At 71.9% G+C, this 24,064-nt stretch carries 24 protein-coding genes; 12 read left to right on the plus strand and 12 right to left on the minus strand.

Annotated features, from left to right (window positions below; translation table 11 throughout):
• Positions 1-34: 34 nt before the first annotated feature.
• The 3 genes from D0T12_RS18190 to dmpG are packed head-to-tail and all read left to right on the plus strand — an operon-like array spanning position 35 to position 2,750.
• A complete protein-coding gene (locus tag D0T12_RS18190; protein ID WP_117400783.1) occupies positions 35-832 on the plus strand; it encodes a 2-keto-4-pentenoate hydratase in 798 nt (265 codons plus the stop codon).
• A complete protein-coding gene (locus D0T12_RS18195; protein ID WP_117400784.1) occupies positions 829-1,725 on the plus strand; it encodes an acetaldehyde dehydrogenase (acetylating) in 897 nt (298 codons plus the stop codon). The genes D0T12_RS18190 and D0T12_RS18195 overlap by 4 nt, the downstream gene beginning before the upstream one ends.
• A complete protein-coding gene (gene dmpG, locus D0T12_RS18200; RefSeq protein ID WP_117400785.1) occupies positions 1,722-2,750 on the plus strand; it encodes a 4-hydroxy-2-oxovalerate aldolase in 1,029 nt (342 codons plus the stop codon). The genes D0T12_RS18195 and dmpG overlap by 4 nt, the downstream gene beginning before the upstream one ends.
• A gap of 79 nt (positions 2,751-2,829) precedes the next feature.
• On the opposite strand, the gene D0T12_RS18205 is transcribed toward dmpG, so the two are convergent.
• A complete protein-coding gene (locus D0T12_RS18205) occupies positions 2,830-3,234 on the minus strand; it encodes an STAS domain-containing protein (RefSeq protein ID WP_117400786.1) in 405 nt (134 codons plus the stop codon).
• A gap of 158 nt (positions 3,235-3,392) precedes the next feature.
• On the opposite strand from D0T12_RS18205, the gene D0T12_RS18210 reads away from it, so the two are divergent.
• Positions 3,393-3,995, plus strand: a complete 603-nt coding sequence (locus D0T12_RS18210) for a TetR/AcrR family transcriptional regulator (RefSeq protein ID WP_117400787.1) — start codon at positions 3,393-3,395, stop codon at positions 3,993-3,995.
• A 61-nt stretch (positions 3,996-4,056) separates the two neighbouring features.
• Positions 4,057-4,908: an SAM-dependent methyltransferase gene (locus D0T12_RS18215; RefSeq protein WP_117400788.1), complete on the plus strand. Its 852-nt coding sequence runs from the start codon at positions 4,057-4,059 to the stop codon at positions 4,906-4,908.
• Positions 4,909-4,921: 13 nt separating this feature from the next.
• Here D0T12_RS18215 and D0T12_RS18220 read toward each other — a convergent pair whose 3' ends face one another.
• Positions 4,922-5,788, minus strand: a complete 867-nt coding sequence (locus tag D0T12_RS18220; protein WP_117400789.1) for a universal stress protein — start codon at positions 5,786-5,788, stop codon at positions 4,922-4,924.
• Between the two features lie 76 nt (positions 5,789-5,864).
• Here D0T12_RS18220 and dacB point away from each other — a divergent pair, with 76 nt between their 5' ends.
• Together dacB and D0T12_RS18230 are read left to right on the plus strand one after the other, a co-directional pair.
• The gene (dacB, locus tag D0T12_RS18225; RefSeq protein WP_158581526.1) at positions 5,865-7,319 is read left to right on the plus strand and encodes a D-alanyl-D-alanine carboxypeptidase/D-alanyl-D-alanine endopeptidase; all 1,455 of its coding nucleotides are present in this window, start codon (positions 5,865-5,867) and stop codon (positions 7,317-7,319) included.
• Between the two features lie 88 nt (positions 7,320-7,407).
• Positions 7,408-8,403: a TIGR01777 family oxidoreductase gene (locus D0T12_RS18230; RefSeq protein WP_117401100.1), complete on the plus strand. Its 996-nt coding sequence runs from the start codon at positions 7,408-7,410 to the stop codon at positions 8,401-8,403.
• Here D0T12_RS18230 and D0T12_RS18235 read toward each other — a convergent pair.
• From D0T12_RS18235 to D0T12_RS18260, 6 genes are all read right to left on the minus strand, one after another.
• Complete coding sequence (locus tag D0T12_RS18235; protein ID WP_158581527.1) at positions 8,388-9,338, minus strand: sugar ABC transporter substrate-binding protein; 951 nt, start codon at positions 9,336-9,338, stop codon at positions 8,388-8,390. The two genes, D0T12_RS18230 and D0T12_RS18235, sit on opposite strands and share 16 nt — an antisense overlap.
• 65 nt (positions 9,339-9,403) lie before the next feature.
• Positions 9,404-10,387, minus strand: coding sequence for an ABC transporter permease (locus D0T12_RS18240; RefSeq protein WP_117400792.1), 984 nt, complete (start codon positions 10,385-10,387; stop codon positions 9,404-9,406).
• The gene (locus D0T12_RS18245; protein WP_117400793.1) at positions 10,384-11,946 is read right to left on the minus strand and encodes a sugar ABC transporter ATP-binding protein; all 1,563 of its coding nucleotides are present in this window, start codon (positions 11,944-11,946) and stop codon (positions 10,384-10,386) included. The genes D0T12_RS18240 and D0T12_RS18245 overlap by 4 nt, the downstream gene beginning before the upstream one ends.
• 537 nt (positions 11,947-12,483) lie before the next feature.
• On the minus strand, positions 12,484-14,499 hold the full coding sequence (locus D0T12_RS18250) for a hypothetical protein (RefSeq protein ID WP_117400794.1): 2,016 nt from the start codon (positions 14,497-14,499) through the stop codon (positions 12,484-12,486).
• A 127-nt stretch (positions 14,500-14,626) separates the two neighbouring features.
• Entirely contained in the window at positions 14,627-15,121 is a 495-nt protein-coding gene (locus D0T12_RS18255) for a phosphatase PAP2 family protein (RefSeq protein ID WP_158581528.1), read from the minus strand.
• A 124-nt stretch (positions 15,122-15,245) separates the two neighbouring features.
• Positions 15,246-15,839 carry a class I SAM-dependent methyltransferase gene (locus D0T12_RS18260; RefSeq protein WP_117400796.1) on the minus strand — a complete coding sequence of 198 codons (594 nt, stop codon included), beginning with the start codon at positions 15,837-15,839 and terminating at the stop codon, positions 15,246-15,248.
• Positions 15,840-15,962: 123 nt separating this feature from the next.
• Between D0T12_RS18260 and D0T12_RS18265 the strand changes: the two genes are divergently transcribed.
• Together D0T12_RS18265 and D0T12_RS18270 are read left to right on the plus strand one after the other, a co-directional pair.
• On the plus strand, positions 15,963-16,733 hold the full coding sequence (locus tag D0T12_RS18265; RefSeq protein ID WP_199487524.1) for a hypothetical protein: 771 nt from the start codon (positions 15,963-15,965) through the stop codon (positions 16,731-16,733).
• Positions 16,700-17,203: a hypothetical protein gene (locus tag D0T12_RS18270; protein WP_117400797.1), complete on the plus strand. Its 504-nt coding sequence runs from the start codon at positions 16,700-16,702 to the stop codon at positions 17,201-17,203. Before D0T12_RS18265 ends, D0T12_RS18270 begins: the two co-directional genes overlap by 34 nt.
• A 12-nt stretch (positions 17,204-17,215) precedes the next feature.
• On the opposite strand, the gene D0T12_RS35390 is transcribed toward D0T12_RS18270, so the two are convergent.
• Positions 17,216-17,689, minus strand: coding sequence for a carbohydrate-binding protein (locus D0T12_RS35390; protein ID WP_158581529.1), 474 nt, complete (start codon positions 17,687-17,689; stop codon positions 17,216-17,218).
• Positions 17,690-17,931: 242 nt separating this feature from the next.
• On the minus strand, positions 17,932-18,090 hold the full coding sequence (locus D0T12_RS35395; protein WP_158581530.1) for a carbohydrate-binding protein: 159 nt from the start codon (positions 18,088-18,090) through the stop codon (positions 17,932-17,934).
• A gap of 19 nt (positions 18,091-18,109) precedes the next feature.
• Between D0T12_RS35395 and D0T12_RS35400 the strand changes: the two genes are divergently transcribed.
• Both D0T12_RS35400 and D0T12_RS18290 read left to right on the plus strand, forming a co-directional pair.
• Entirely contained in the window at positions 18,110-18,337 is a 228-nt protein-coding gene (locus D0T12_RS35400; protein WP_158581531.1) for a hypothetical protein, read from the plus strand.
• Between the two features lie 547 nt (positions 18,338-18,884).
• Complete coding sequence (locus tag D0T12_RS18290) at positions 18,885-19,421, plus strand: hypothetical protein (RefSeq protein WP_117400799.1); 537 nt, start codon at positions 18,885-18,887, stop codon at positions 19,419-19,421.
• Between the two features lie 275 nt (positions 19,422-19,696).
• Here the strand turns inward: D0T12_RS18290 and D0T12_RS18295 are convergent, their stop codons facing one another.
• Complete coding sequence (locus D0T12_RS18295) at positions 19,697-21,238, minus strand: MFS transporter (RefSeq protein WP_117400800.1); 1,542 nt, start codon at positions 21,236-21,238, stop codon at positions 19,697-19,699.
• A 705-nt stretch (positions 21,239-21,943) separates the two neighbouring features.
• On the opposite strand from D0T12_RS18295, the gene D0T12_RS18300 reads away from it, so the two are divergent.
• The gene (locus tag D0T12_RS18300) at positions 21,944-23,050 is read left to right on the plus strand and encodes an outer membrane protein assembly factor BamB family protein (protein ID WP_158581532.1); all 1,107 of its coding nucleotides are present in this window, start codon (positions 21,944-21,946) and stop codon (positions 23,048-23,050) included.
• Between the two features lie 35 nt (positions 23,051-23,085).
• On the opposite strand, the gene D0T12_RS18305 is transcribed toward D0T12_RS18300, so the two are convergent.
• Positions 23,086-24,003, minus strand: a complete 918-nt coding sequence (locus D0T12_RS18305; RefSeq protein WP_117401101.1) for a LysR family transcriptional regulator — start codon at positions 24,001-24,003, stop codon at positions 23,086-23,088.
• Positions 24,004-24,064 lie beyond the last annotated feature (61 nt).

Here is a 24,064-nt window from a genome sequence, read left to right on the forward strand (position 1 = left end):
AGGCTCGCCAGTGCCACCTACGAGAGGACGCCCCATGGATCCGGGTTCCGTGGAGAAGGCCGCGGCCGCGCTGCTCGGCGCGTACGCGACCCGCACTCCCATCCCGCCGCTGACGACCGACCATCCGGACATGTCGGTGGCCGACGCGTACGCGGTCCAGCTCGCGCAGGTCGAGTCGTGGACCGCCGCGGGCGCGCGGATCAAAGGCCACAAGGTGGGGCTGACCTCGGCCGCGATGCAGCGCCAGATGGGCGTGGACCAGCCGGACTTCGGCGTGCTGCTGGACTCGATGTTCTTCCAGGACAGCGCCCCGATCGACACCGGACGGTTCCTCCAGCCGCGGATCGAACCGGAGATCGCGTTCGTGCTGGGCCGTCCGCTGGCCGGGCCGGGCGCGACGGCCGCCGACGCGGTCGCCGCCGTCGAGTACGTGCTGCCGGCGCTGGAGGTCATCGACTCCCGCGTCGCCGACTGGAGGATCACCCTGCCGGACACGATCGCGGACAACGCCTCCAGCGGCGGCGTCGTGCTCGGCACCCGGCCGGTGCGGCTGGACGGGCTCGACCTGTCGCTGATGGGCTGCCTGCTGCGCCGCGACGGCGACCTGATCGACACCGGCGCGGGCGGGGCCGTGCTCGGCTCGCCGATCAACGCCCTGGTCTGGCTGGCGAACGTCCTCGGCGAGCGCGGCGTGACGCTGGAGGCGGGGCATGTGGTGCTGCCCGGCTCGGTCACCGCGGCCGTCCCCGTCACCCCCGGGGAGACGCTGTCCGCGACGTTCGCCGGGATCGGCACCGTCACCGCGAGATTCGGGAAGGAGGAACGGGCATGAGCGGGCTGACCGCCGCGATCGTCGGGCCGGGCAACATCGGTACCGACCTACTGGTGAAGCTGATGCGCAGCGATCTGATCGACGTCCATTCGATGGTGGGCGTGGTTCCGGAGTCCGACGGCCTGGAACGGGCGCGCGGGCTCGGCGTCCAGGCGTCGGCGGAGGGCGTGGACTGGCTGCTGTCCCAGCCGACGCTCCCCGACCTGGTGTTCGAGGCGACGTCCGCGAAGGCGCACCTGGCGAACGCGCCGCGCTACGCCGAGGCCGGGATCACCGCGATCGACCTGACGCCCGCCGCGACGGGCCCGCTGGTGTGCCCGCCGGTGAACCTGGACGCGCTGTCGGACGCCCCCAACCTCAACATGATCACGTGCGGGGGGCAGGCGACGATCCCGATCGTGCACGCGGTGTCGTCGATCGTCCCGGTCCCGTACGCGGAGATCGTCGCGTCGATCGCGTCCCGTTCCGCCGGGCCCGGCACCCGCGCCAACATCGACGAGTTCACGCAGACCACGGCCCGCGCGATCGAGAAGGTCGGCGGCGCGGGACGCGGCAAGGCGATCATCATCCTGAACCCGGTCACCCCGCCGATGATCATGCGGGACACGGTGTTCTGCGCGATCCCGGAGGACGCCGACACGAAGGCGATCACCGAGTCGATCGAGAAGATGGTCGCCGAGGTGCGGAACTACGTGCCCGGTTACACGTTGCGGGCCGAGCCGCAGTTCGACGGGCCCCGCGACATCTGGAACGGGATGGCGCGCGTCGCCGTGTTCCTGGAGGTCCGCGGCAACGGCGACCACCTGCCGCCGTGGGCGGGGAACCTCGACATCATGACCGCGGCCGCCGCCCGCGTCGGTGAGCGGCTCGCGCGCAGGAAGGTCACCTCATGAGCGAGAACCAGAAGATCCGGATCACCGACTCCACGCTGCGGGACGGCAGCCACGCGATGGCGCACCGCTTCACCGAGGAGCAGGTCCGCGGGGTCGTGCACGCGCTGGACTCCGCCGGGGTGGAGGTCATCGAGGTCACGCACGGCGACGGGCTCGGCGGCTCGTCGTTCAACTACGGGTTCTCGCTGGAGGACGACGTCAAGCTCGTCGCCGCCGCCGTGGACGAGGCCACCCGAGCGAAGATCGCCGTGCTGCTGCTGCCGGGCCTCGGCACGGTCGAGGACCTGAAGCTGGCGCATGACGCCGGGGCGTCCGTCGCGCGGATCGCGACGCACTGCACCGAGGCGGACGTGTCGCTCCAGCATTTCGCCGCCGCCCGCGACCTCGGCATGGAGACCGTCGGGTTCCTGATGCTGTCGCACCGCGTCGGCCCGGACGAGCTGGCGCGGCAGGCGCGGATCATGGTGGACCGCGGCGCGCAGTGCGTCTACGTCGTCGACTCGGCGGGGGCGCTCGTCCTCGGCGAGGCGCAGGAGCGGGTCGGCGCGCTGGTGAGGGAGATCGGGCACGAGGCGCAGGTCGGTTTCCACGGCCACCAGAACCTGTCGCTCGGCGTCGCCAACTCCGTCCTCGCGCAGCAGAACGGGGCCCTGCAGATCGACGGGGCGCTGTGCGCGCTCGGGGCGGGCGCGGGCAACTCGCCGACCGAGGTGCTCGTTCCGACGTTCGAGCGGCTCGGGGTCCCGACCGGCGTGGACGTGCAGGGGGTGCTGGCCGCCGCCGACGAGGTGGTCAAGCCGTTCCTGCACCGGCTGCCGCACGCCGACCGCGGCGCGATCACGCAGGGGTACGCGGGCGTGTACTCCAGCTTCCTGCTGCACGCGGAGCGGGCCGCCGAACGCTACGGCGTCCCGGCGCACGAGATCCTGCAGCGGGTCGGCGAGGCCGGATACGTCGGCGGCCAGGAGGACATGATCATCGACGTGGCGTTGCAGCTCGTCGCCGAACGCGAACGCGACTCGTGACGGCCCGGCCCGGTGCCCCCGGCCCGGCCCGGCCCGCACCGGGCCGGGCGCACCGGGCGCGCCGGGAATGCCGAACGCGCTAGGAACGCAGGGCGCGCAGTTCGGCGATGGCGTCGTCGACGGTGGCGCGGGTCTCCAGGTCGGCGCGTCCGGCGAACGCCTCGCACGCGTCGGGGTAATGCGCGGCTATGAGGAAACCGCCGGCCTGCCGGATGCGGCCCGCGCCGCCGACGAGCGCGTTGACGCCCGCGGAGTCGCAGCCCACGACGCCGTGCAGGTCCATCGCGACCAGCACGCGGCCCTCCAGCCTGCCGATGCGGTCCATCCAGCGGTTGAGCCGGGGAACGTTGTCGACGACGAGATGTCCGCCGAGCCGGACCACGATGCAGCCCCGCTCGATCGTCATGTCGATCGACATGGGCGGGCCGGACACCCTGTCCAGCGCAGGGTCGAGAGCGGCGTCGGGTGCGGCGTCGTAACTCACCTCAGGCCTCCGGGCGGGACCGGTGCGCCGTGCACCGGGAAGGCGCTGTCTTCTCGGGGGATCATCCTCGCACACGGCGGGAACGGTCGCGGGCGCGACCGTCCGAACTCCCCGTGGGTGATCTTTGCACGGTGCAACCGTTGGGATAGCTTGGCGGCATGACCGACGAGGATCCGTCCGGCGTGCGCAGCGCGTCGACTCCTCGCGGGCGGGCGCGCCGCGACCAGCTGGTGCGGATCGGCCTCGATCTGCTCGCCGAGGGCGGCTGGTCGGCGATCACGGCGCGGGCCGTCGCCGACCGGGCCCGCATCAGGCCGGGACTGCTGCACCACTACTTCAACGGGCTGCCGGGGCTGCATGTGGCGGTGGCGCAGCGCGCCGGCGAGATGATCGTCGATCCGGTGGTGGAGGCGCTGCTCGCCGCGCCCGACACCCCGACCGCCGTGCGGGCGCTGCACGATCTCGTCCCGGACATGGTGGCCGGGGAGCGCCGGCTGAGGCTGGCGGCGGAGCTGCTGGTCCGGGCGCTGCGCGATCCGCGGATGGGCGCCGAGCGCCGGGACTGGACACGCGCCGTGCGCGGCCGGGTCGCCGGACGGCTGGCGGAGCTGTGCCCGGAGTGGCCCGCCGAGCGCCGCGAGGGCACCGCCATGCTGGTCATCGCGTTGCTGGACGGTCTGATGCTCCAGCTGATCCTCGATCCGGGGCTGTCGGTCGGGCCGGCCTTGGACGCCACCGCCGCGCTGGTCGGCAAACCATGATCGTTTTCGTTTGACGGCTTCGGCCGGGTGGAACGCGGCATAGGCGCTAGCCTGAGGTGCTGTGGCCGCAAACGAGGACGTCCCTGTCGATATCCCCTACGACGTGCCGACACCCGCCCGCATCTACGGGTGGGCTCTCGGCAGCAAGGACAACTACGAGGTCGACCGGCGGTTCATGCTGAAGAACCTGCCGGAGTTCCCCGAGATGATCGACGTCGCCCGGCAGAACCGGCTGTTCCTGTACCGGGCCGTCCGGTACCTCGCGCGGGAGGCCGGCATCCGGCAGTTCCTCGACATGGGGTGCGGGCTGCCGACCGACGACAACGTCCACCAGGTCGCGCGGCGGTTCGTGCCCGACGCCCGCGTCGTCTACGTCGACATCGACCCGATCGTGCTCGTGCACGCCCGGGCGCTGCTGGCCGGTGACGGCTCCACCGTCGTGATCACCGCCGACATGCGCGACCAGGAGGCCCTCCTCGCGCACCCGGACGTGGAACGTCTCATCGACTTCGACGAGCCGCTCGCCGTGCTGTTCCTGTCCGTCGGCCATCACCTGATCGACGCCGACGACCCGCGCGGCGTGCTGCGCACCGTCATCGAGCGCGCGGTCCCCGGCAGCCACCTCGCGTTCACGCAGATCGTCTGCTCCGACCGCGAGCGCGCCACCGACATGGACTCCCGCTCGACGGCCGCGGGCCTGCGCTGGCAGACCCGCGACCGCGCCGAGGTCGACGCGCTCCTCCCGGCCGGGTTGGAGCCCGTCGAGCCGGGGCTGGTCGACGTCGGCGACTGGCGCCCCGACCCGGACCAGCCGCCGCTCGCGCCCATCCCCGCCGAACTCGCGGCGTACGCGGACGGGTCGAGGCTCGGACGCGACCTGAACGAGTACGGCGGCATCCTCCGCAAGCCCTAGCGGCGGGCGGCCGTCACCCGGCCCCGCCTCCCGGGACGATCGCGACGGGGCACGGTGCGCTGCGAAGCATCCCCGTGCTGGTCGCGCCGAGCGGGTCCCAGCCGGTTCCGCGGTCGCCGAGCACCAGCAGGCCGGCGTGCTCCACCGCGTCCCGCAGCGCCTCGCAGGGGCGCTCCAGCAGCAGCGACACCGTCATGTCGACCGTCGGATGGCGATCCCGCCACGGCCCGACGGCCTCCTCCAACTCGGCGGCGCGGGTCTTCTCCAGCAGTTCCCGGTCGTTGAACAGCGCCAGCTCGGAGTCGATCACGGCGCCGGGCTCCCAGCATCCGTACACGACCTGCAGGTCCCAGCCGCGCAGCGCCGCCGCCTCGAAGGCGAAGCCGAGCACCGCGTCGCTGCGCGCCGTCCCGTCGACGCCCGCCACGACCGGGCCCCGCGGCCGGGCCCGCCCGTCGACGTCCCGGACGACGATCACCGGCCGGGTGGCCCGCGCCGGAAGCTCCAGGGCCGTCGCGCCCGCGTCCAGCCGCTCGTGCGCGCCGATCACGACCAGCTCCGCCGTCGCGGACGCGCGCAGCAGGGCCTGCGCCGCGGGTCCGCGCGTCAGGCGGCCGTGCACCGCGCCCGGCGCCCCCAGCTCCCGGGCCCGGTGGACGCCCCGCTCCAGCAGGTTCTCCCCCGCCCGCTTCATGATCGTCTCGGCGTCGCGGTCCACGTGGCCGCTCGCGTAGGGCCAGTGCCAGCAGTGCAGCATCACCAGGTCGAGCCCACGGCACCGGGCCTCCCCCACGGCCCAGCGCATCGCGGCCTCGTTCTCCGCCGTCCCGTCGAAACCGAACAGGACGTGCGGTCGTTGCGTCCTTTCTCCGTCGTCCATGTGCCTGCCCTCCTTCTGTAAAGTCTGCGCGTCGAACGCGCGTTCAGGAAGGGGGCCCCGCCTAGGCTCCCGCGTCATGGTCATCCGACGGGTCGTGGCGGCCCTCCTGCTGGGCGCGGGACTGGTCGCCGGCGGCGCCGTCCCCGCCCGCGCCGCCCTCGCCCGAACACCTCCGGACGGCGGCGGTCTGGCCGGGGACCTGGACGCCGTCCTGCGGGACGCGCGCCTCGGCGGCGCGACCGTGGGCGTCGTCGTCCGCGACGCCGCGTCCGGCGGGGTCCTGTACGACCGGGGCGGCGACACGCCGGTCGTGCCCGCGTCGAACAACAAGCTGTACACGTCCGCGTCGGCGTTCGGCGTCCTCGGCGCCGGATACCGGTTCCGGACGACGGTGAGCGTCAAGGGCGGGAACCTCTACCTCACGGGCACCGGCGACACCACCATGCGGGCCGCCGACTACGACCGGCTCGCCGGGGCCGTCGCGGCCAGGGGGATCACCACGATCGAGGGCGACCTCGTCGCCGACGACACCTGGTTCGGCGGCGAGCGCGTCCGGCGCGACTGGGATCCGGAGGACCTCCAGTACGCCTACGCGGGGCGGATCTCCGCGCTCACCGTCTCCCCCAACGCCGACTTCGACGCGGGCTCGGTCGGTGTCTCGGTGACCGCCGCCGGGGCGGGCGAACCGGTCGGGGTCGCCCTGACCCCGGCCACCGGCGTGGTGAAGGTCGACAACAGGGCCACGACGGGCCCGGCCGGGTCGCGGTCCACGATCACGGTGCAGCGGGCCAACGGCTCCGACACGATCGTGATCAGCGGCTCGCATCCGGCGGGCGCGCCCGCCAAGGAGTTCCTGCGGACGGTGGAGGACCCCGCGCTGTACGCCGCCGACGTGTTCCGCCGGGCGCTGCGGGCCCACGGCGTCCGCGTGGCGGGGACCATCGAACGCGGCCGGACGCCCGCGGACGCCACGACGGTCGCGGCACGGACGTCGATGCCGCTGTCCCGGCTCGCCGCGCCGTTCATGAAGCTGAGCAACAACGTCATCGCCGAGACCCTCGTCAAGGCGGTCGGTCGGAAGGTCCACGGCCGCGGCACCTGGCGGGCCGGACTGCCCGCCGTCACCGCCTACCTGCGACGGCTCGGTGTGGACCCCGCGCGGGTGACCATGACGGACGGCTCCGGCCTCGCCCGGTCCAACCGCACGACGGCCGCGCAGCTCGGCGTCCTGCTGGGCAACGCGCGGCGGCAGGCGTGGTTCCCGGCCTGGTACGCGGCCCTGCCGGTCGCCGGACGACCCGACCGGCTCGTCGGCGGGACGCTCGCGAAACGGATGGTCGGCACCGCGGCGGCGGGCAACGTCCACGCCAAGACCGGCACGCTGACCGGCGTCACCGCCCTGTCCGGGTACGTCACCCGCCCCGACGGCCGCACGCTGGTCTTCTCCAGCGTCTTCAACGGCTACGCCGGGCGCGCCCCGAAGGACGTCGAGGACGCGATCGCGGTCCGGCTCGCCACCCCCGCCCCCTGAGAAGCGGCCCGAGGTGATCACCCTCCCTCGCTTTTGAACGCGTTCAGGAACTGCGCTAGGCTCGGTGTCCCACATCGAGGGGCAGCCGATGAAGATGGTGATTCCCGGGGGCACCGGGCAGGTCGGCACGATCCTGCGCCGGGCCCTGACCGCAGCCGGCCACGACGTCGTGATCCTGACCCGAAGACCGTCACGCGAGGGCGACATCGGCTGGGACGGGGAGACCCCGGGCCCATGGGCCGAGGCGATCGACGGCGCCGACGTCGTGATCAACCTGGCCGGTCGCAGCGTCGGCTGCCGCTACACACCGGCCACCCTGACGGCCATGATGGACTCGCGCGTCCGCTCCACCCGGGTCGTCGGCGAGGCCGTCGCCGCCGCCGCGCGGCCGCCCCGGATCTGGCTTCAGATGAGCACCGCCACCATCTACGCCCACCGCTTCGACGCGCCCAACGACGAGGCGACCGGCGTGATCGGCGGCGCGGAGACCGGCGTCCCCCGCTACTGGGCCTACAGCGTCGAGATCGCCAAGGCGTGGGAGCGGGAGCAGGAACGCGCCGCGACGCCGTCCACCCGCAAGGTCGCGCTGCGCTCCGCCATGGTGATGAGCCCCGACCGTGGCGGCGTCTTCGACGTCCTGCTGCGCCTGGCGCGTCTCGGCCTCGGCGGCCCGGTCGCGGGCGGCGCGCAGTACGTGTCCTGGATCCACGACCGCGATCTCGTCCGCGCCGTCGAGTTCCTGATCGACCGCGACGACATCACGGGCCCGGTGAACGTCGCCGCCCCCAACCCGCTTTCGCAGCGCGCGTTCATGCGGGCGCTGCGCGCCGCGTGGGGCGTTCCCGTGGGCCTGCCCGCGACGAGTTGGATGGCCGAACTCGGGGCGCTCGCGCTGCGCTCGGACACCGAGCTCCTGCTGAAGAGCCGCCGCGTCGTCCCGGGCCGCCTCCTGGAATCAGGATTCGCCTTCGACCACCCCGAATGGCCGGAGGCGGCCTCCGACCTCGTCCGTCGCGTGCGGCGGGATCGGCGAGCCCTCCCCGGCCGCCGGCCCGCGCCGCCGGACGGTCACCGGACGCAGTAGGGCCGTGCCGCGCTCGTGTTCTCCCGGGTGACGACCACCTGGGGCACGCTGTCGATCTTCTTGGCCGACGCGTCCTTCCGGAGCAGCCCGACGACGCTCTCCACGGCCATCTCCCCGATGTCCTTCGGCGTGTTGCTGACCGTGACGGCGAACCGGCCGGTCCGGACCGCCTCGACGCCCTCGGCCGTGCCGCCGTTGGTGAGGATCTTGACGCGCGTGCGGCCGGCGGCGCGGAACGCCGCCTCGACACCGAAGGCCATGTCCTCGTTGTGGACGAGGACGTACTCGACGTCCGGTTCGGCCTGGAGGAGGTTCTCCGCCACGTCCTGCGCCTTGGACCGCTGCCAGAAGGCCGGCTGTTCGAACACGATCTTCGCCCCGGGGCCCATGCTCTTCTTGAACGCGGCGGTCATGAGTTCGGCGGCGCCGCCGGGAGCGCCCCCGATGATCGCGATCTTGGCGGGCCCGCCGCCGGTGTCCTTGGCCACCCAGCCGCCGAGCGAACTTCCGACCTGCGTCACGTCGGCGACGACCGCGCCGAGGATCTTCGACTGGTCGACTCCGGAGGCGACCCCGGTGAGGAAGATCGGGATACCGGCCCGGTTGGCGCGGGCGACGCCGCCGCGCAGGGAGTCGACGTTCACGGTCTGCACGACGATCACATCGACCTTCTTGGCGATCATGTCGTCGATGTTGGACAGCTCCTTGTTCGGGTCCGCGGCCGAGTTCGCGGTCAGGACCTCGACGTCCCGCTTCGCCGCCCGCGCCAGCAGCGCCTTCTGCAGGCACGTGTGGAACTGGATGCTGTTGCCGTTGACGAAGCCGACCGTGATCTTCTTGTCGGACGGGACGGCGGCGGCCTCCTTCCCGCCCTCGTCCACCGAGCATCCGACGGCGAGACCGAGGGAGACGGCGAGCGCGAGGCCCGATGCCACCGAACGGAGGCACCTGCGTGAAGTGTCGGCCATAACGATCCTTTCAGTCCCTTCCGGGGGGCTTGTCACCTGGTCGTCCCACGGTCGCGGCCGCGGAGATGGTTGGTGATGGCCGCGACCAGCAGGACGCCGCCGACCGCGACGTCCTGGTAGTGCGCGTCCACCTGGAGGAGGTTGAGGGCGTTGGCGACGACGCCGAGCAGGATCACGCCGAGCACGGTCCCGACGACGGTGCCGCTCCCGCCGTGCAGCGCGGTGCCGCCGATCACGACCGCGGCGACCACGGTCAGCTCCAGTTGCAGCCCGCCCGTGCCGGGGCTCGCCGCGCCGAGCCGGGACACGAGCATGACGCCGCCGAGCCCGGCGAGCAGGCCGCTCAGCGTGTAGAGGAGCAGTTTGGTGCGTGCCACCGGGATGCCCGCGAGCCGTGCCGCGTTCTCGTTGCCGCCGATGGCGAAGGCGTTGCGGCCGAACGCCGTCCAACGCATGATCAGCCCGGCGGCCAGGCAGACGAGCGAGGCGAGCACGACCAGCGCGGGGACCGCGCCGAGCACCTCGCCGAACCCGAGCACCTCCAGGTGGTCGCCGATGGAGACGCTCTGCCCGTCGATGATCAGCAGTGCCACCCCGCCGAGGACGGTGGACGTCGCGAGCGTCGCGACGAACGGCGCGACGCGGAAGAACGTCACGACGGACCCGTTCACCAGGCCGATCGCCGCGCCGACCGCGACGCCCGCGAGCGCCGCCGTCCACCCGTCCACGCCCGAGGAGATGAGCTGGGCGACCACACCGCTGGTCACGGCCGCGATGGAGCCGAGCGAGAAGTCGATGCCGCCCGCGGTCATGAGCAGGGTGAGACCCGCGGCCAGCACGGCGGTGACGGCGACCTGCTGCGAGACGTTGAGCAGGTTCGTCCCGGTGAGGAACGCGGGACTGTTCACGGCCGTGACCGCGCCGATGACCAGCAGCACCGTCAGCAGCCCCAGATGCCGGGTCAGCCCGGCCGGGAGGGTCACGCCGACGCGGCCGCGGAGAGTGGTGATGCTCATGTCGCCCGTCCTCCGGCCGTCAGCGCGACCAGCTCGTCGCGGGTCACCTGGTCGATGGGCCGGTCCGCGACCGTCCGGCCCGCCCGGACGACCACGACCCGGTCGGCGAGCCCGACGACCTCGTCGACGTCACCGGACGCGAGCAGCACCGCGGCGCCCGACGCGGCCAACCCGCCGACGATCCGGTGGATGTCGGCCTTCGCCGCGACGTCGACGCCGCCCGTCGGCTCCTCCAGCAGGCACGCGGTCATGTCGGTGCCGAGCCACGCGGCGAGCAGCGTCTTCTGCTGGTTGCCGCCGGACAGGGCGGCGACGGGCGGGTTCGCGTGCACGGCGGTGACGCCGTACCGGTCCCGGGCGGCCCGCCCGCGCTCGCGCATCCGGCGCCACCGCACCAGCCAGGGGCGGCGCAGCCCACGGCGGACCAGGTCGAGGTTCTCGTCGACGGTCAACCCCGGGACGAGTCCGTGGGCGAGCCGGTCACCGGTGACACAGCGCAGCCCCGCGGCCAGCGCCGCGCCGACATCACCGGACGGCACGTCCCGGCCGTCCACCCGAATCTGCCCGGCCCCCGCGCGCCGCAGCCCACTGAGCAACGGGAACAGCTCGGACTGACCGTCACCGATGGGCCCGAGCACCGCGGTGATCTCCCCGGAGTGCACCTTCAGATCGAACCCGCGCAGGCGCCCCGCGCTGAGCCCCCTGAGTTCCAACACCGGTTCACCGGCCATCCGCGCCCGCCCCCCAGAACCCCCGACATCGGAATCCTGGGCATCGTGGGTCCGGGTGGGGTCGGGCCGGGGGTCGCGGGTGTCGGCCTCGTGTGTGAGGCGGTCGCCGACCATGGCCCTGACCAGGGCGGGCAGGTCGACGTCCGCGGCGGCCACGGTGACGATCCGGCGGCCGTCACGGAGCACCGTGATCCGGTCGGCCAGGCCGAGGATCTCGTCCAGGTCGTGCGAGATGTAGACGACGCCGGTGCCGCGGGAGCGCAGGGCGCGTACCAGCCGGTGGACGCGGGCGGCGTCGGCGGCGCCCAGTGACGCGGTCGGCTCGTCGAGGACGAGGACGCGCCCGCCGAGATGCGCCTCGCGGGCGATCTCGACCAGGGTCCGCTCGGCCGGGGCGAGGCCGGCGGCGGTCCGGTCGGTGGCGATCTCGATGCCGAGGTCGGCGAGGGCGTCCGCCGCCGTCCGGTGCGCGCGCCGCCAGTCGACCACGCCGAAGCGGGTGGGGAGGCGGCCGAGGAGGAGGTTCTCGGCGATGGTCAGCCCGGGGACCAGGGAGCGTCTCTGGTGCACGATGCGCACCCCGGCCGCGTGCGCGCGACGGGGCGTCAGCGCGGTGTGGCGACCGTCGATGTGGACGGTGCCGCCGTCGGGCACGAGGGCGCCGCACATCGTCTCGACGAGGGTGGACTTGCCCGCGCCGTTCAACCCGACGACGGCGTGGACCTCACCGGCCGCCAGGGTGAAGTCGACGTCGGTCAGGGCGCGGGCGCCACCGAACGTCTTGCCCACCCCGCGGAGCTCCAGCACCGGCACGGCGTTGTCCGGCATGTCAGGCACCGCCCGTCGGGCCGGAGGCTAAGCGGCGGAGCGGACCGTCGGCGCGCTCGGGTTCCGTGACGGCCGTCCCCCCGGGCATCGGCCGGTATGCGTACACGCGCGCCCGTCCTCCAACGGTGTCGACGGCGATCAGCCAGGTGCGCGGTCCCATGCGCCGTCGCCCCAAGGTTCCGGCGATGTCGTCGCCGCCTCATCCTAGACGTCCTCCGCGCGGCCCCGCTCCGGCAGACCAGGAAGGTCTCGATCGAACCGCGATCGAACGGGCCGGACCAGCGAACTCGTCCAGGACGTCCGGAAGTGGCCGTGGGTCACCGGTCAACGCGCTCAGGTCGGCTCGGCCCGCGGATCGGCGACGGGGGCGCGGGCGGGCGCGTCGTCGCGCAGGTCGCGGGAGCGGATCAGAACGGCGGCGGCGAGCACGCCGAGCAGCGCGGCGACGACCCGCCCCTCCTGTGGTTCGCCGCAAGCTCGACCTGCTTCTGGACGGCATCGCCACCCGCGCTCCCGGCACCGTCGAGGCCGGGCGGGTCAGCCGGGGGCCGAGCCGTTGACGCCGCCGGCGGCGATGCTCGCCTGGAGGTCGGCGTGCCGGAACTGGTAGATGGTGCCGACCTGCCGGAGCACACCGCGCTGGTGGGCGGCCTCCAGAAACGCCATCGTCCGGCGTGGCAGGTGGCCCCGGGGAACGAGGAGCACGCGGATCAGCACATAGTGCACCCAGGCGATGACGCCGACGTTCTGGGTCTGGAACGCCAGTAACCAGATCGGCCCGTACAGCAGCCCTCCGGCGAGCCCGCATCCGACGCCGAACGCGACGGCGAACAGCGGCCCGATGCTGATGCCGGCCACGATGCCGGTCGTGACCGCGTAGAGCAGACCGAAGACGATGGCGACCTGTTGGTCCTGCCGCAGCAGCCGGCGCGGGCTGGTGGGGCGGACGGTCGCGTCCGGCTGTGCCAGGCCGTAGCCGATGCCGATCGGCATGCCGAGCCCCAGCGCGACGACGGCGCCGAAGCTCGTGCTGCCCTCGAGGGCCCAGCCCACGACGCCGCCGCCCGCCGCGGTCAGGGTGCCGCTCAGCCCCGGCGCCCAGCTCTTGCGCAGGCCGAAGTGCAGTTCGGACGGCGGGGGGAGCGTGCCGGCGCTGCAGGCGCCGAGGAGCGCCGCGGCGACCAGCCCGGCGACCAGGCCCCACATCGGCTTCGTCAGCGCGCCGAACCCGAGGCCGACGGGAACCCCGGCGATCAACGCGCCCACCGCCGCCGCGAGGATCCGTTCGGTGCGGCGCGCCAGCAACGGCAGCTCCCACCAGCGGATGTCGCCGATCTGCCGCTCCTCCAGGCTGCGCGCCAGGTACCGCAGCCAGCGCTCGGCGTGGTGACCGTCCCACGCGTCGGGCTCGCGCAGCGCCTCCCGTGACAGGTCGACGGGGAAGACGGTCGGGACCAGCGACCGCAGGACGTGCGCCCGGATCGCCTCGGACGTGGGAAACCGGCGCCGGTCGAGGAGCTCCTTCGGATCGTTGCGCGGGTCCTGGTAGATGTCGCGGGCGATCGAGACGATCAGTGGTGTGCTGAACGCGGCGGTCAACGCGGTGTCGGTGCCCGAGTGCAGCCGTTCGAGGACCGGCCCCCAGCGGGAGCGCTGCCCGGCCTCGTAGTCGCGGAAGAGGGCGAGGGTGACGTCGTCGGGCCGCAGCGGCTCCAGCCGCACCTCGGTGGCGTTGCGGACCAGCGCGCCGCCGCTGCGCGAGGCGTCGGCGTAGTCGGCGGACCGGCAGGTCAGGACGAAGGCGTCGAAGGACGAGCCGCCGATGCGGCGGATCGCGAGGGACCGCAGGCCGCGCGGGAGTTCGTCGAGACCGTCCAGCACCGGAATGACCTTCCGCTGGGCCAGCAGGCCGGCCGGGGCGCCCCTGCCGTAGACGTCGGTGGAGCGCAGGTACGAGTGGTCGTCGGCGATCCGTCCGGCGACCCAGGTATCCAATTCCTCCTCGGCGGGGTCCCAGCCGGACACCGACAGCAGGACGGGCACGGGCGCCTCGGTGTCCTCGGCCCGCACCAGCCCCCGGGTCAGCATCATCGCGAGGGCGGACTTGCCGCTTCCCGGCTCGCCGAGGATCACCATCCGTCCGGTCGAGGCGAGGTACGTCGCGACGATCGCCTCGGTGAGCGTGCCCGTGTGCGATAAGGGTTCGGGCGTTCCCTCGGGTGCCCGGACGCTCCAGCGCAGCGGCAGATGCCGGTCGTGGTCGCCGATGCCGCGCCGGGCGGCCTCCCGGCGCCAGTACTCGTCGACGGTTCTGGACAGTTGACCGACGGCGCGGTCGAGCGGGTCGTCGCCGGGCGGCGGATGCTCGGTGCGGGCGCGGCGCCGCTCCAGCCGTTCCAGCCAGTACAGCACGATCGCCAGCAGGCTGATCAGGCCGAACACCGTCCAGAATCCGAGCTGGTGCCGTCTGATGAACTCCTCGGGGAGCAGGCCGCCGCCCGCTTCGTGGAAGAGCGGGAGCACGACGATCGCCAGGATCACCAGAACTGCCATGAGGCCACTGCCGAGGAAGGAGGGCCTTCTCACGTTTCCGCCACCAGTCCCTCACGGTGCGTGTTCGCTACATGCGTTCAGACTGCCGTGGTGGCCCCGTGGTCGCACCGGGGTTGGCCACTTTAGGTCACTCGCGGCTCAGACGCAGTCCCGCCCAACAGGAGAACGCCGCGACCGCCGCTCCACCCGCCATGTCGGCCACGTAGTGCTGATGGACGAAAAGCGTCGAGAACATGATCAGGCCGCACCAGGCCGCGACGCAACGCCCGATCCGGGGGCTGAGTCGCACCCAGTGCACGGCCATGATGACCGACAACGCGGTGTGCAGACTCGGGAAACAGTTGTACGGCTCGTCGTTGCGGTAAACGGTGCGGAGCAACCGCGCGAACACGTCGTCCCCGTCGATGAGCGGGCGCGGTACGTGCGTCTGGGCGAGGCTGTAGAAGGCGTACGCGACGAGCAGGGTGAGCACGGTCGCCATCAGCGCGGATTTGGCGAGGCGAGCGTTCACGGTGAGCAGCACGGCCAACGTCAGCGGCACCAGGAGCATCACCGACACGTAGGGGACGACGAACGGAGCGACCAGCGGGATCCAGTCGTCCAGCGGGGTCTTCAGGTTCAACCGTGCCGGTCCGCTGTTCAACGGCCGGTAGAGAGCGAAAAGGCCGGTGACCGAAGCTGCGAGCCCTAAGAGCGACGCGAGGTCGCGGACGCCCTGACGGTGGACGCCGCCTCCCGTCACCCGTTCAGCGACCTCCATGTCTCGGGCGGCGGCAGAAGTAGACGACGGCGGGCGGAGCGTTCCGCCAGACGACCGGGCTGACCTCGACCTCGCTGAACGACGCGTCGAGCCGCCGCCGGAACCGCACGGCGGACGGCATCAGCCGCGCGTGGATGTAGGCGAACGCGGAGAACACGCCGTCGTCTCCCAACGCGTTCAGGGTGGCGGCCAGCAATTTGTCCTGGAGCTCACCGCCGAACGACGCCCACGGCAGCGAGCTGATGACGGCGTCGGCGGTCAGGCCCCTGCGGGTGAGGATCTCCGGCAGCCGCACCGCGTTCCCGTGCACCACCGTCACCCGGGGCCAGCGCCGCTCCAGCGACTCGGCCAGCCGCGGGTTGACCTCCACCGCGACATGCCGCCCGCGCTCCCCCAGCCGCTCCTGGACGGCCTTGGTGATCGGCCCCGTCCCGGGTCCCAGTTCGACCACGACCGGGTCCCCGTGTTCCGGCACGGTCCGGGCCGCCACCGCCGCCAGGGACGGCGAGCTCGGCAGGACCGCGCCGACCTGTAATGGACAGCGGAGGAATTCCCTGAAAAGGAACGTGCCATCACCCATCCACTCAAGGTACCGAAACCAGACCTACCGGAAGAGTCACTCTTGCCAAGCCGCCTCTAGCCGGAACCGGCCCGCGTGCGGATGAAACACTGAAAACGATCTCCGTAAGGTACAAAGAAAGGCATGATCGACACCGGGCCGAACGAGCGGCCCCCGAGCCGCCCGCTGCGAACGCTCGCGGGCGCGCTGGCGGCCGGAGCGGGTTTCGGTGCGCTGACCGCCCTGGCCAACGCCCTCGCCCTGAGCACAGTCGATCTTGAGAGCCGGACCGCCACGACCGAGGGCTGGTCGGTCGCCGAGATCGTCAGCCTGCTGCTGGACGTCGGCTGGGCGTGGGCGGGGTCGGCGGTCCTCATCGGATGGCTGACCGTCCGCGCCGGAAACGCCGCACCCGGCCCGGACGCACTGCTTCGGGGCGCCGTCGCCGGTGCGCTGGCCCTGGCGGCGGCGACGGAGGCCTACGCCGTCGTGGAGACCGTCCATGACGACCGATCCGTGTTCTCCTGGGAGGTGGTCGACCCGGTGTGGCTGCCCGCCGCCGTCGTCTTCGGATTTCCCCTGGGCGCCGTGGGCGCGTGCATCCCCCGGCCCGGTCCGGTCGGTCTGCTCGCGAGGGTGACCGTCCCGGTCGGCGCCGCCCTGCAGATGGCCGTGCAGCCTCCCGGAAGGAACGAGGTCCTCTCGACCATCGGGCGGGTCATCGTGTGGACGTCGGCCGCCGCGACCATCGCCTTCATCGTGTACCGCTTCCTCGGCACGGAGCGACGCCGCCGGACCGCCCTTCCCGAGGCCCACCCAGCTTGGAACGGCGCGACACCCGTGTGCCATGATCATGCCGTCCCGGATGAGGGAGTGTGCGCATGGCGGTCCGGTTCACACCCGGCGGAGTTCTGAAGGTCGTCACCGAATCGGGCGACGTCGCCTACGCGGTGTTCATGCGCAAGAGCAGCACGGCCTTCTACGCCGAGGACGCCCTCGCCGAGGTGCGCCGGGAGGGACGCCGCCCGCGCTATGTCTTCTCCGGACCACCGCTGTTCATCGCCTGGGTCGCGAACGCCGCCTACGCCAAGGGCCGCTGGGGAAGGGTCCTCGGCAAGGTCCACCCGGACGACCTGCCCGACGACCCGGTGTACTTCCGGCAGGACTCGATCACCCCGGAACACTGCTGGCTCGTCGACCACCGGACCGGTTTCGACATCCGACCCGCCGACCCGCACGAATGCGTCGGCCTCGAACCGGCCGCGGCCTGGGACGACATTCACGTGGAGTCCCGGATCACCGACCACTACGCGGGCCGTCCCAACGACTTCTTCGAGATCACGAAGGTGGAGCTGCCCGGAGAGCGGGCGTCGGAGGAGCGGTAGCGCGTCTCCGGCTCACGCCGCGTTCCAGAGCGTGGGGGTGTCCTGGGGCTGCCAGTCGTTCTGCGCGGTGTGCCCCTGCCTGCAGACGTAGTACGCGCCGTTGTGCGTCACCGTGTCGCCGGGACGGTAGCTGACACCGGCCGACCACGCCGGAACCCCGGGCCGCCTCGCCGGCCTCGACGGCGTCTCCTCCGTCCGTGGCGGCGCGGTGGTGCGCGGCGGGGTGGGCCGGGTGGTCGACGGCGTCGGCGTGGCCGGGCCGGTCGTACTCGTCGTCGGGGACGGCGTCGCGGAGCTGTTCCGTCCCACACCGACCGCGTCCGACCGCTGCGGGCCCGGCGCTCCCGACTTGACCGCCGGACCCGCGCCGGTCATCGCCGGAGCGGGAGACGGCCCCGGATCATCGGACGGCCCGACCGCGTCACCGAGGGCCGCGTAACCCACCACGACGACGAGCACGACCGCGACGACGGCGCCGAGCACCACGTGCCGACGACGGTGGGGCGTTCTGGAAGGAGGACGCGCGTGGGCCATCAGCCGGCCCCGCCAGGACCGCCCGCACCCACGACGGGACTCCGGCGCACACGACCTCCCGTTCCAGCCGCTCGGGGTATCGCAGCGGCACCGGTGACTGAGCGCCGACAATAGTCGCACACTCCCATGAAACGTGTCACCCGGACTCTTTCTCCTCGACGAACAATGGCACCGACCCGTGTTCGGCCACCGATTCAGGCGGGGCTCCACAGGTTGGGAGTGACCTGGGGCTGCCAGTCGGACTGCGCGATATGCCCCTGCCTGCACACGTACGACACGCCGCGGTGGGCCACCCTGTCGCCGGGCCGGTAGCTGACACCGGCCGTCCACGCGGCGGGCGCGGGCCGCGTCACGGACGGAGTCGGCCGCGGCGTGGGACGCCGGGACGTGGCCGGCGCCGACGTGACCTTGGACGGCGTGGGAGAGGGCGTCCTGGGCGTGACGGCCGCCGCGGGCGACGGTGTGACGGTACCGCTCCGCCTCGGCCCGACCGGAGCCGCCGACTCCGTCATCCGCCCGGCACCCCCGACGCCGGGCCCCGCCCCGGTCACGGCCGGGGAGGGGTTCGCGCCCGGATCCTCGGAAAGCCGGGCCGCGTAACCCACGGCCGCGCCGAGAACAATGACCTGGACGGCACCGAGCAGGACGTACCACCGGAGCCCCAAGGGCTGACGCAGGCGAATCATCGGCCCGTCCGTCCTCGCACTGAACCCCCCACGACGGCTGTCTGGCGCACTCGACCTCCCACGTCCCACCGCCCGCAACCAGGCTGCTGAGCGCCGACGATAGCGACAAACTCCGCCGGAACACGCCACTCAGACATATTCAGCAGCGAGCGGCATGCGACCAGGGGCCCTCGCGACCTGGCGATGATCGCGTTCCCGGCCGGCGCGCACCGCTCCGCCGCGAAGGCCCGCGCACACCCGACGCAACCCCGCGCAAGGCACGTAAGGGAGCCTGGCAGCGCCGCGTACCCAGCCGGACGCGGATTCTCCTGAGAACGGCGAGTTCTCGGTAAGGCGATCTGGAAGATCGTTATCAGCGTATGATCAGATCTGCGCGCGAGTCGGCGCCTTGCACCACACGCTCAAGGTCTTTCGCGGCCGGATCGGTCGATTCTCAAATGACGATCACAGGATTGCCACTGATGACAGTCGAGATCGAGACATACCTGCGCGGCCGGGACGGAGTGTTCACGCGGATCGCGGAGTACGACGCGCCGATCCGCGACCCCGACTATGTCGAGGGTGCGATACGGATGTCCATTGACGGCCAGGAAATCGTCGGCGTGGCCGAATGGGATGACGTCAACTGGCTGTGGCCCTTCCTCGCCACGATGGCGGCGGACTTGGCGGACTCCGAGCGCGTGGCGACGTCCTACCCGAGCCAGCCGATCGGACTGTCGTTCACCAGGAAGGGGACGTTCCTGGAGGTGGCCGTCGACTACGTGCCGACGCGGGTGGCGTGGCTCGACGGGCTACCCAGGGCGCTGCCGGCGGGACGGGTCCGCAGACGCGGGCTGGCGCCCGCTCTCGAGTTCCTCACGGCCCTGCAGACGGCCGGGTGGAGCTACGCCGCCGAGATGTCCCGTCTCGGCGGCGTGGCGTTCACCGGTGTCGACGGCGACCTCCGGGGGCTCACCGGTCTCCTCGACCAGGACTGGCTGCCGAACGACCGCGCCTGAGTGTTCCCGCGGCATGTCAGCCCGCACCGCCCCCGAACTCCCGTCGACTTCCGGCAAATCGGGGGGTGCGCGACACGCCGAATCCCCGTCCCGCCACAAGTCAACGAAGCGGTGGCGGAGGTGCCGCCCGACCGCCGGACCTCCGCCAGAGAGCGCCACGCTGGTCGACCGGTGGACGTCGCAGGCGGAATGCGTCCGAGAGCGGCGCCCGGACGGTAACGCCCGCGTGGCTCAGGCAGACGACAGCAGTCTCCGCAATCGCCGCCCCGGCTCACTCAGGAGAGGGCATCCGAAGTCTCCTGGACGATCTCGGTCGTACCAACGGACTCCTGGGTGGGGGCCTGCTCATGGCGGGTCAGCAGACCGATCACGACGGCTCCCGCGGCGACGATGGCGGCGCTGACGAGGGTCGTCACCTGGAGGCCGGTGGTGAAGGCGTCCCGTGCGGCGTCCAGCATCGCGGGGCCGACCGGTCCGGGGAGCCCTTCGGCGGTCTCCACGGCACCGGCAAGGCTCTCGCGGGCCGCGTTCTCGGCCGCGGGCGGGAGCCCGTCCGGAAGGGAGTCCAACCTACCCCGGTAGATCGCCGTACCGAGGCTGCCGAGCAGCGCCAGCCCGGCGGCGAGCCCGAACTCCTGCCCGGTCTCCGAGATCGCCGAGGCCGCACCCGCCCGCTCGGGCGGGGCCGTGGTGATGATCCGGTCGAGCGCGAGGAGCATCCATGGGCCGAAGCCCAGGCCCATCACGGTCATCCCGATGACGACCCACGCCAACGTGCCGACGCTGATCAGCAGCACGCCCACGGCCACGACGCCCATGGAACCCGCCAACACCACCGCCGGACGGTACCTGCCGGTGATCCTCGGCGCGAACTGCATGCTGACGAGCACCGAAACGGCCTGCGGCAGCATCCACAACCCCGCCTCCAGGGGCGACAGGCCCCGGACGAGCTGCAGGAACTGGTTGACGAAAAGCAGCACGCCGCCCATCGCGACGAGCCCCACCATCAACGAGGCGAGCGAGATGCTGAAGTTGCGGTAGCGGAACAGCCGCAGGTCGATCATCGGGTCGGTCGACCGCTGCTGCCGTCGCACGAACACGATGCCGAGCGCCAGACCGAGCACGATGGCCAACGCGACCGTCCCGTCCACGCCATGGGTGGCGATGCGCTTGACGCCGTAGATGAGCGACAGGACCGTGCCCAGCGACAGGACGGAGCTGAGCAGATCGAGCCGCCCGGCCTTCGGGGCGCGGTACTCGGGCAGCAGGAACGGCCCGGCGACCAGCAGGATCACCATCACCGGAACGCCCAGCAGGAAGACCGACCCCCACCAGAAGAACTCCAGCAGCAGCCCACCGACCAACGGCCCGATCGCGGACCCCACCATGAAACCGCCCATCCACACGGCCAGCGCCTTGGTGCGTTCCGCGTCGTCGGGGAACATGTTCCGGATCAGCGACATGGTCGACGGCATCAACGTCGCCCCCGCGACACCGAGCAGGGCACGGGACGCGATGAGCATCTCGGCGCTGGTCGAGTACGCGGCCGCCAGGGACGCGACCCCGAAGGCCCCCGCCCCGACCAGCAGCACCTTGCGCCGCCCGATCCGGTCCCCCAGCACCCCCATGCTGACCAGGAAGCCCGCGATCATGAAGCCGTAGATGTCGAGGATCCAGAGCAACTGGTTCGCGGTCGGTTCCAGGTCGGCGCCGAGCTGCGGAATCGCCAGATGCAGCACGGTCATGTCGATCGAGATGAGCAGCGTGGGCAGCGTCAGCACAGCCAACCCGATCCACCGCCTGCGCGCAGACGCCATTATCCGAATCCCTTCATCGCCCGACAGCCCAAGCGTCCGGCCGTACCGCCGCCAGACGCTACGTGTGGACAAGTCATCAGCAGGGCCATCAATTCCGCCATGGCCCCCGCTCGGCCAAAGGTCCCGTACTCTCTCGGCCGCACGACCTAGGTAACGCGCGGAGTGAGACCCTCACCTTCGCCGGGCCAAGGCCGGACGTCCGGCGATGCCCGAGCACGATGAACGAAGCGACCGCGGAAGCGTGGACGATGTCGAAGGAACGCCTCCAAACCGACCGACCCGGTACCCCGCCCGCCGACCGCCCTACAGTCCTGACAGGATGACGAGACCCTGTTCATGGGGCAGGTCGTCGCGCGTCAAGCCTCCCCAGGCGTGAGGTGCACGCGGTACCGGTGTCCAACGGCGCCTCCCAGGGGACGCGCCGCATGATCAACGGGACGGGTGACAGCTCCTGGTGGGGCGGCCACCACTACCCGCCGCACGGTCGGTGCGAGCGAATGACACCCACATCGGGAAGTCCGGGGCTCACCCCGAGGCCGACTCTCAATATGAGCGGATTCGTCCTGGATCGCTTTCTACACTGGCGTGGTGAAGAAAATGATCTTGTGTTCGGCCGTGGGATGCCTAGTGATCGCCGGGTGCGGCGGTGCGCGGGAACGCTCCGCCGAGGACACCTGCCGGCGGCAACCCGGCGAGGACGGGAGGTTGCACTCCGCCGCCCCGACCGGCACACGCTTCACCGGTGACCGCTACGTGAGGCGGCTGCGCTGGATCGCCGAACACGACATCATCGAAGCGTCCGGCGCGGTCGGCACGCCCCGGCAGGGAATCGTGCCGGTGACCGGGGGCAGCGATCCCGAGCCCGACTACGGAGCCCCGACACAACACCACGTGGGCGTACTCCGCCTGCGGGACGGTGAGGTGTTATGGCAACGCCCGGGTTCCTTCTCCCGCACCGGACCGGCGAGCACCAGGGTATTGGCGGCTTCGACCGGTCAGACGGGCCTCAGTACCTTCGGTGCGTTCGACCTGCAGACCGGACGGGCATCGGCCTGCGGACTTCCACGCCCCGCACGCATCCTTGACGACGGTACGGCCGTGGGTATCACGCCCGACCGACTGACACGTGTCCGACTTCGTGACGGCGCGTCGCTGTGGCGCAGTCCCGTCACCGGGCGGTTCCAGCACGCCGTTACCGGTGACGGTGTGGTGGTCGCTTCAACCGACCCCGACGATCCCACCCGAGGCTTGAGCGCCAGCGAGACCACAACCCAGGTCAGCGCACTGCGGCTCTCGGACGGCAGCCCACTCTGGGAGATCACAGACCGGGCCGGCCCCGGACCGAACGCCGTCGATCTGCCCGAACGGACGGTTCTGGGCATAGCCGACGAACGCGTGGTGATCACGGATCGGCACCGCCTGCGCGGCCATCGAACGAGCGACGGGAAGCTTCTGTGGTCCCGTCCATCCCCTCGCTGGCACGACGGCGCGACTTTCACGGTCGCGGACGAGCGGTTGCTGATCGCCGCACAAAGGCGGGTGACCGCTTACCGGATGGCCGACGGAACGGTGGACTGGACCGCACCGACTCCGAACCTCCCCGTTCTCTCGGCATCGGCCGCCTCCGGCGGGCTGCTGTACGCCCCGATCTCCCAGCGGCCCGGACTGGCCGTACTCAACCTGCACCGTGGCAACATCTCCACAACACTTACCGGCGTTGTCAGCGACTCCTGGGGCCGTGACGTGACCATCGGGGACGGCGTCCTGATAGTCCAGGAACGAAAACGGACCCTGGCCTTCGACCTTCGTTGAGGTCATGCGTGTTCCGGCTGTGCTGAGTGAGTCGGTTACGGAGTCCACACACCGCTGCCGGCACGTCCGGGATACCTGGCAATCAGATGGCCACGGAGTGCGGCGAGGACGGGGTGAGCGTTGTCGGTGCGCCACACCAACTCGCCGGGGTAAACGGGAGTCGGGTCGACAAGCGGGATGCGCCGAAGGGCGTGCCCGGCCGGCCACACCAGCGGCGTCTCCTCTCCGACGAAAGTGGCCACCGTCGAGGATCCCGCGATGGTGTCGAAGAGCGCCTCGACGCCGAAGTCGGGGCCGATCGTGTCAATGGTGAACCCGAACTCGGCGGCGAGCCGGTCGTAGTAGGCAGTCCACTCGGTGCCGGGGGCGTTGCCCGGCATCCATATGCGGTGACCGGCCAGTTGCGCGGGCGTGACCGAGCGGGCCTCGGCGAACGGGTGGCCCGGACCTGTGAACAGGTGCAGCGGCTCGTCCAGCACAGGGACGGACACGACGCCTTCGGGGAGTGGCCGGTCGAGGAGAGTGACCGCGCGGATAGTCGCGTCGATGGCGCCGGAGCTCACGGCCTCGACCGCCTCGGCGCCGCCGTAGAGCGTGACGATGTCGAGTGCGGTATCGGGGTGCGCCCGGTAGAAGGCACGCAGGAGCCCTGCCGCGGCGACCTGCCGGTGGACGACGTCCACCCGCAGGGCCCTGCTGCCGGGCCGCACCGAGGCCGCCGCGCGCCCCGCGGCGTCCAGCAGCGCCCGAGCGTGCGGCAGGAACGCCTGCCCGTCGATGGTGAGGCGCGCCCCACTGGGGGTGCGCACGAAAAGCCGCACGCCCAGTGAGTCCTCCAGGGCCGCGACGCGCTTGGACACGGCCTGCTGCGTCACCGAAAGGTCGACTGCGGCCTCCTGGAACTGTCCCGCGTCGGCGACGGCGACGAACGTGGCCACGGCGTTGAGATCCACGACCACCACCCTAGGTGTACAACCACCGGTTGTTCAATCAAGTCAATGGTTGTTTGCTCAC

The organism is Actinomadura spongiicola, assembly GCF_003432485.1.
Taxonomy (GTDB): Bacteria; Actinomycetota; Actinomycetes; order Streptosporangiales; family Streptosporangiaceae; genus Spirillospora; species Spirillospora spongiicola.